At 49.4% G+C, this 7,705-nt stretch carries 7 protein-coding genes; 4 read left to right on the forward strand and 3 right to left on the reverse strand.

The annotated features are described in order from the left end of the window. Both WG89_RS29750 and WG89_RS26295 read right to left on the reverse strand, forming a co-directional pair. Positions 1-121 (reverse strand): transposase (locus tag WG89_RS29750; RefSeq protein ID WP_172806660.1); only part of this gene is annotated, 121 nt, incomplete at its 3' end. 233 nt (positions 122-354) lie between these two features. Next, positions 355-942: a TetR/AcrR family transcriptional regulator gene (locus WG89_RS26295; RefSeq protein ID WP_062270631.1), complete on the reverse strand. Its 588-nt coding sequence runs from the start codon at positions 940-942 to the stop codon at positions 355-357. A 164-nt stretch (positions 943-1,106) separates the two neighbouring features. Here WG89_RS26295 and WG89_RS26300 point away from each other — a divergent pair, with 164 nt between their 5' ends. The 3 genes from WG89_RS26300 to nagA all read left to right on the forward strand — a co-directional run bounded on the left by WG89_RS26300 (position 1,107) and on the right by nagA (position 6,436). Next, a complete protein-coding gene (locus WG89_RS26300) occupies positions 1,107-2,168 on the forward strand; it encodes an efflux RND transporter periplasmic adaptor subunit (RefSeq protein ID WP_172806922.1) in 1,062 nt (353 codons plus the stop codon). 6 nt (positions 2,169-2,174) lie between these two features. Then, positions 2,175-5,210, forward strand: coding sequence for an efflux RND transporter permease subunit (locus tag WG89_RS26305; protein WP_062270633.1), 3,036 nt, complete (start codon positions 2,175-2,177; stop codon positions 5,208-5,210). A 71-nt stretch (positions 5,211-5,281) separates the two neighbouring features. Beyond that, positions 5,282-6,436, forward strand: a complete 1,155-nt coding sequence (nagA, locus tag WG89_RS26310) for an N-acetylglucosamine-6-phosphate deacetylase (protein ID WP_062270634.1) — start codon at positions 5,282-5,284, stop codon at positions 6,434-6,436. Positions 6,437-6,487: 51 nt separating this feature from the next. Here the strand turns inward: nagA and WG89_RS26315 are convergent, their stop codons facing one another. Then, on the reverse strand, positions 6,488-7,387 hold the full coding sequence (locus tag WG89_RS26315) for a GlxA family transcriptional regulator (protein ID WP_062270635.1): 900 nt from the start codon (positions 7,385-7,387) through the stop codon (positions 6,488-6,490). Positions 7,388-7,543: 156 nt separating this feature from the next. On the opposite strand from WG89_RS26315, the gene WG89_RS33070 reads away from it, so the two are divergent. Beyond that, a partial coding sequence (locus WG89_RS33070) for a transposase (RefSeq protein WP_172806677.1) occupies positions 7,544-7,705 on the forward strand: 162 nt, incomplete at its 3' end.

Genomic DNA, 7,705 nt, shown 5'->3' on the forward strand with positions numbered 1-7,705 from the left:
TGCTGTTATAAACCTCGGCTTTCACTGCCCCGGTCAGGACTCGAAACCTGTATTTTGGCACCCAAACTATATGATATTGGCAATGCCAAATGACATGCGTTAACTTTTCAAATCTACTCATGTTACTTCCTATCTCTAGTAGTTGTGGGGACAACTCAGAGATAAGGAGTAGCATGGGTAGTTCATGGCAGGCGAAGCCAACCATTCATGACCACGTCCATAGGACGTGGGTTTTCACGATGCACTAAAAGAATCCATTCTTAGAATAACTTATCACTTTGTATCGGACGTCCGCAGTAGAAAACAAGGCAAGATTTGAAGCAGGTATCACAAAGCAGATACCCCTTAACATGGTCAAGGCAACATGGATAAAAATATTCTCAATGCTCTGGCCAGATCAAACTCTTCGCCGGTAGCAGGATTACAATTATCGTTGCCTTCCAGAATCATACTGGTATGCCCCTTGATCAAGGCTGCAGCATTAATGGTGATGTACCAAAGAGTCTCGTCCGACTCTGGCACATTGAGCTTGAGCTGAATCAGCGCCTTTAACTCCTCCAGACAACTTTCAGCCGACACATGCAACTGAGGGTATGAGTCCTTTTGTGTCAGTGCCGGACCAAACATCAGCTTGTAGAGAGCCGTGTGTGCTTTTGCAAAATCAACATAAGCCAGCCCCACTTCCACCAAGGCCGCATCCAGATCCGGGCAGGCTTCTGCCCGGGTTTTCAGCGACTGACGAAGTTCAGCAAAACCACTGGTTGCCAGAGCTATTAACAGCGCGTTCTTATCGGGGAAATGTCTGTATGGCGCAGTCTGGGATACGCCCACAGCACGGGCCAGAGCCCTGAGACTGAGCTTGTCTATTCCATCTTCGGCCAACTGTTTTCGGGCTTGCGCCAACAGTGTTTCTCTCAAATTCCCGTGGTGGTAAGACGCCATAAATAAACTCTTCACACTTAAATGCGCATACTGGATAACAATCTCTCTGCTCTCTATTGTTATCGTTTGATGTTACCAACGTCAACATTGTTGACAGTGAACACATTAGTCACCTAGCATTACACAAAACAACAATTACCATGGCTACCAACGGAATGCTGCTCATGACTCTCAATAGAAGACTCAATAAGCGTCTGGCCACCCTGCTACTGACCGGAATCAGCGCACTCGCTATGGCAGAAGACAAGCCACCAGCGAGGGTTGAAGTCACCTCGGTTGAATATCAGGCTCATGCCCAGCCGATTCGAACCAGCGGTATTCTCTCTTATAAGTCCCAACAATCCCTTTCTTTCAAAACGGCGGGTCCTGTCCAGCACCTTGGGGTTGATGAAGGCGACAGGGTGGAAGCAGGACAGCTGCTGGCCAAACTGACATTGGGAGAAATAAACGCCCAGGTCGATGAAGCCGAAGCCAGAGTTGAAATGGCCAGAAATAACCTGAACCGTTTCAGCCAACTGCATAAAAGCAATGTACTGTCCCTTGAGCAATTACAAACAGCAGAAACGGATCTGGCCGTAGCCGAGAGCCGTTTGAACATAAGCCGTTTCAATCTCAAGTACTCCAGCATTAAAGCGCCTTCTAAAGGACTGGTGTTAAGAACCTTTGTAGAAGAAAACGAACTGGTTAACGCTTATCAGCCCGTCCTCATGGTAGCCGACACAGATCAGGGCTGGGTTATCCAGACTGGTGTCACCGACGAAGACATTGTCCGCTTGCAGACGGGCGACAAAGCCCAAATTGAATTTGATGCCTGGCCAGGAGAAGTCTTTGAAGGAAAAATCAGTCAGCTTGCAACCCTTGCCGATGAACAAACCGGTACGTTTGAAATTGAAATCACTCTACCGGAAAAAGGGAATCGTCTTCGCTCAGGCTTTATTGGCCAAGTAACTCTGCTCCCTTCCAGAAAAAAACAGGTAGCACTTCTGCCTGTCAACGCAGTGGTCAGAATGGTTCAACAGCAGGCTGAAGTCTTTGTCTATGATCCTGCAACGCGCCGAGTCAATCTTAAAACAGTCACTCTGGATTACCTTGAGCCCGGTCTGGTAGCCAGCAGTAGTGGGCTTAAAGCCGGCGATCTGTTGGTTACTCTTGGAGCTGGTTTGCTCAGAGACGGGGAGGAAGTCATTCCCGTATCAGAACCTGCTCTTCTGACGGCAGGAGAGTAAAGCGTCATGACACTGCCTGCCATTGCCATAGAAAATCGTCGTTTCACCCTCATACTGGTCTTGCTGCTCATCATGCTGGGTGTGGTTTCTGTTCAGAATATGCCCCGCTCGGAAGACCCGCAGTTTGAATTTCCGGCCACCATGATCCGTGTCGTTTATCCTGGCACCAATCCCATGGACATGGAAAAGCTCATTGTCGATCCTATTGAGGAAGCCATTAACGAGCTGGATGATATCAAAGTCCTGAAGTCCAACATTGAAGACGGACTGGCGGTTATCAATGTTGAATTCCTTTACGGCTCTGACCCTCAGGAAAAATACGACGACGTTGTTTCATCGGTATCTAGAATTCGTGGAGACCTTCCTGAAGACATTGCTGTACTCGCCATTGATCGAATATCTCCTGTCGATGTCACTATCATCCAGATAGCCCTGATGTCAGATACCCAGGGCTACGGTGTATTAAAGCCTTTGGCAGAAAAGCTTGAAAAAAAGCTTGAACGCATCCCCGGAGTCAAAAGAGCCAACGTAGAAGCTTTTGCCGAACAGCAACTTCAGGTCAAAGCTGATCTGGAGAAAATGAAAGAGCTTGGCATTGGTATCGAAGATCTGATTCAAGCCGTTCAGGTTTCAGGCGCAAACCTGCCCGGCGGACATGTCCTTTCAGGAGATCGACGCTTCACTGTACAAACCAGTGGCGATTTCAGTTCAATCGAAGAATTAAAAAGAACGGCTGTTCACTCCAGTCCTGGAAAAGTCATCTACATCCAGGACATCGCGGATGTAGAAATTGCCGATGCTCTTCCCAGCTATCAGGCTCGTTATGAAGGCGTGAGATCTGTCTTTGTCACCGTAGTCCAACGCGAAGGCAGTAACATCTTCCAGGTTATGGACAGCATAAAGTCTGAGATCAGTGAACTGAAAAACAGACTGCCTGACGGCGTTACAATAGACATTACCCATGACCAGACTGAATCGGTCAAAGATCGCATCAGTCAATTCTTTGATAGCCTGGTTCAAGGCTTGATTCTGGTAGGACTTCTGACACTGATCTTCCTGGGCTTTCGCCCGGCACTGGTGATTATCTTTGCCATCCCCCTGTCTTTCTACATTGGCATTGGCTGGCTGGATATGGCGGGCTTTGGTATACAACAGATGTCAATTGCCGGATTGGTTATCGCTCTGGGTCTTCTGGTAGACAACGCGATCGTTGTCACTGAAAACGTTGATCGTTTCCTCCGCAAAGGTTTACCTCCCGCAGAAGCCGCAGCAAAAGGTGCCAGTCAGGTCGGCTGGGCAGTGATCAGTGGTACGATGACGACCATTCTGGCCTTTGTACCTATTCTGATGCTGCAGACCGGAGCCGGTGTTTTCCTTCGCTCCATGCCGGTTACGGTTATCCTGACATTGCTCGCGTCCCTGCTCATTGCTCTAACCCTGACGCCGCTGCTGGCCAGTTACCTTCTGAAAAAGAAAAAGCAACAACCTCCCTTTATGCAAAGGCAAGTCGCCCAATTTGCACAGGGTGGCTATAAACGACTGCTTACGGCTTCTCTAAACCATCCGTTCCTGGTACTGGTGGCGGCTGTTTTGGTTTTAGGTGGCTCAGTCATGCTGGCAGGAAAGCTCGGGGTGAGTATGTTCCCGAAAGCAGAAAAGCCCATGATTATGGTGAATATTGAACTGCCTGAAGGTGCCAGTTTTGACCAGACCCAGGCCGTTGCTGAACAGGCTGAAGAAACCATTCGACAGCATGAGCTGGTTCGCTCCATTACGACGAACATTGGCAAAGGCAACCCACGCATTTACTACAACATTTTCCCAAGTCGCCAGGTACCCAACTATGCCCAACTGGTTGTACGACTGGATACCGGTAAACTGTCGATAGTTGAACCCTTTGTAGCCCAACTCAGGGAAGACTTCTCGGAAGTTCCGGGAGCAAGAATTACCATCAAGGAATTGCTGCAGGGACCTCCTTATGAAGCCCCTATCGCCATTCGGGTTGTGGGTGATGACCTCGATAAGGTTCTACTGGCCTCAAGAGACGTCGAAAGGTTCATCGTTGAAACGCCTGGCACAGTGAACGTCGACAATCCTCTGGACAAACCCAAGGTTGACCTGAAAGTCACTATTAACCGGGAAAAAGCGGCCATGTACGCGGTACCGGTCAGCGCCATAGATCAGGCTGTAAGAGCCAGCCTTGTGGGTTTGACCGTCAGTGAGTTCAGAGATGAAAACGGTGAAGACTTCCCCATAGTAGTGAAGTACCAGGGGGCAGACCGCCCTAAAATTGAAGACTTTGATGCCATGATGGTTAAGTCAGCATCCGGAGCCCTGATTCCACTGAAACAAATCATTCAGCTTGAACTCCACAGTGCCCTGCCCCGTTTCCAGCATCATATGACAGAACGTATGGTGCGAATTACGGCTGATATTGAAGGCAGTTATCAGGCTGAAGCCCTGACCAACGAAATCGTAGCCAAACTGGATCAGTACGAATGGCCAGAAGGCGTCTTCTATCAAGTGGGAGGTGAACAGGAACAGCGTAAAGAATCCTTTGCCGGAATGACCAAAGTTCTGCTGATTGCCCTGCTGGGTATCTTTGCAGTCCTGGTACTTCAGTTTAATTCCTTTACCCAGCCCATGGTCATTTTTGCGGCTATTCCTTTTGCTGTCACAGGCATGATTCTGGCGCTATGGGTGGCCGGTTTTACCTTTTCATTCACCGCCTTCATAGGCCTGACCTCACTGGTGGGCATTGTTGTCAACAACTCCATTATTCTGGTGGATTATGCCAATCAACTGAGAAAAGAAGGACTTGAGATCCGTGACGCGGTTGTCATGTCAGCCCAGACTCGAATGCTGCCCATATTGCTGACCACCATGACCACCATTGGCGGTTTGTTACCGCTGACTCTCTCAGGCTCCTCAATGTGGTCGCCCATGGGATCCACCATTATTGGCGGACTGCTGGTTTCGACCCTGTTGACCCTGATTGTGGTGCCAGTGCTTTATCAGCTCTTGAGTAACAAGGATAAGTAATCATAACTCTACGGGGCCTATTGAGCCTCGTGGTACAATTATGCTTATTACCCTGCTGATAGGTCTGAGACATGACGACGTTTTATCTGAAGGCAAAGGAAATCTTCACTGAAGAAGGCATTCTTCAGGACAGCTTTCTGAAAATTGCGGACGGCCGTATTGCGGCTATTGACTGTGAGCCTGAAGAAGACTCGGACATCATGGATCTGGGTGACAGCAGCATTGTCCCCGGATTCATTGACCTTCATATCCACGGCAGTGGCGGCTTTGATGTCATGGACGCCAGCCACGAAGCCATCAATACCATCTCCAAAACCATCGCTGCAAAAGGTGTAGTCGGCTTTCTCGCTACTACCGTAACCGATACCTGGGACCGAAACCTGGCCGCTCTAAGAAATGTAAAGCAATGCATTGAACAGGGTGTAGACGGAGCAGAAGTGCTCGGCTCCTACAGTGAAGCCATTTTCTTTTCTGAGCGATTCAAAGGTGCTCACGAAGGCAGCTACTTCCTTGAACCTACCCAGGAACGACTGGATGAAATGCTCGAGGCAGCGGACGGCACGCTTCGCTCACTGGCCCTGGCGCCAGAGGTTGAAGGCGGAATCGAAGCGGTTAAATACCTGACCAGCAAAAATGTACGCGTCATGATTGGCCATACCGGCGCCACCTATGACATATGCAAAAAAGCTTTTGAAGCTGGTGCTGTGGGCGGTGTTCATATCTTCAACCAGATGCTGGGCCTGCACCATCGTCAGCCAGGTACAGCCGGTGCTGTTCTGCACCATCGTGATATTTACGCTGAAATGATTGCTGATGGCGTCCATGTAGACCCTGTTGTGATGGATCTGGTATATCGCCTCAAGGGAGCCGACAGAACAGCTCTGATCACAGACTGCATGTGTGCAGGGGGTCTGAGTGATGGTGAATATCAACTGGGACTGCTGACCGTACATGTTAAAGATGGAGTAGCCAGAACCGAATCAGGAGCACTGGCTGGCAGCACCCTGACACTGAACCGTGCCGTTGCCAACATGATTGAGAAAGTTGATGTCGATCCTCTGAATGCCGTCCACATGGCTTCTCTAACACCAGCCACTCTGCTGGGTATAAACGATGAGCTAGGTAGCATCAAAGTGGGAAAACGAGCATCCATAGCCGTTATGAACAAGAGCCATGAAGTTCTGATGACGTTCGTTGACGGCAAACAGGTCTTCAGCCTGTATTAATCACACCGGCAAGTGACCTTTCATCATAAAAATGGAAGGTCACTTTTGCACTCAGGATTGTCGCTCCTCCCTGGGGGTCTGGCCAAAATGGTTTTTATAAGCCGTACTGAAGTGAGACGCATTGGAAAACCCGCAGGCTATCCCTACTTCCACAACGGGCATATCGTCTTCCCTGAGTAGCTTTCTGGCATGTTCAAGTCTGAGCTTCAGATAATGTTTGGAAGGAACTGTATCGAGATGTTTTCGAAAAAGTCTTTCAAGCTGTCTGCGTGATATTCCAACCAGTGAAGCCAGCTCATCTGCTCCTAAGGGTTCTTCAATATTAGCGGCCATCAGCTGGGTAGCTTCTTCAATCTGTGGTTGCTGCTTTTTGCCGGGAGCGACCACAAAAGCCGAAGATTCAGGTTTACCCAAACGGTCTCTGACCAGCAACTCCGAAACACTGGAGGCCAGGTCTATACCCTGCTCTCGCGCCACCAGTGACAGCATCATATCCAGAGCTGCAGTACCTGCACCGCATGTCATTCTGCCTCTATCAAGCTCAAACGCTCGCTGGCTTAACTCAATGGCAGGAAACTGGCCACGCAACCTGTCGGAGCTTCCTTCCAGCCGGGCTCTATAGCCGTCCAGCAACCCGAACTGCGCCAACAGATTAGCGCCCCCGCCAATCCCCCCCAAGATCGGAGAATCCGGAAGGGAAGCATGAGAAATATCAGCAGTAGCCCCGGCAGCAACCAGAACGGTCACTTCCATTGGCTCAAGAGTCGACTGGGAAGGTGCCAGAGATAAACCGACGTTACTGGTGATCAGTGACTCGGCAATGACAGCACTCTCATAGATGGTTTGACCTGTCACCTGATTCACCGCTCGCAGCACTTCAAGAGCAGATGACAAGCCCAGCAGAGAAAAATCAGGGTATAAAAGAAAACCTACCTTACAAGGCTTACTCACTCACCGTTCCCCTTTGCATTTCCATCAGTGGCCTTGAAGCTAACCTGCTCCAGTCTTTGGAACCAACAAAATAAGGCTCTTAATGGATTCTGGGGAGCTGGTTGAGGACGAGTTATTTGACTATGAATAGAAGACGTTTTCTTGTACAAAAGTGTCATGAAACTTTATGACCTCCTCGACAACGCCAAGTGCTTTGAACAGATACGCCAGATTCGCTGGCCTGACGGGGTGAAATGCCCACACTGTGCCAGCTCAGACATAACCCGCCAAGGCAAGGACGATTCACAGCCTGACAGACAGAGATATTCTTGTAAAGAA

The sequence above is a fragment of the Endozoicomonas arenosclerae genome (genome assembly GCF_001562015.1).
Classification (GTDB): domain Bacteria; phylum Pseudomonadota; class Gammaproteobacteria; order Pseudomonadales; family Endozoicomonadaceae; genus Endozoicomonas_A; species Endozoicomonas_A arenosclerae.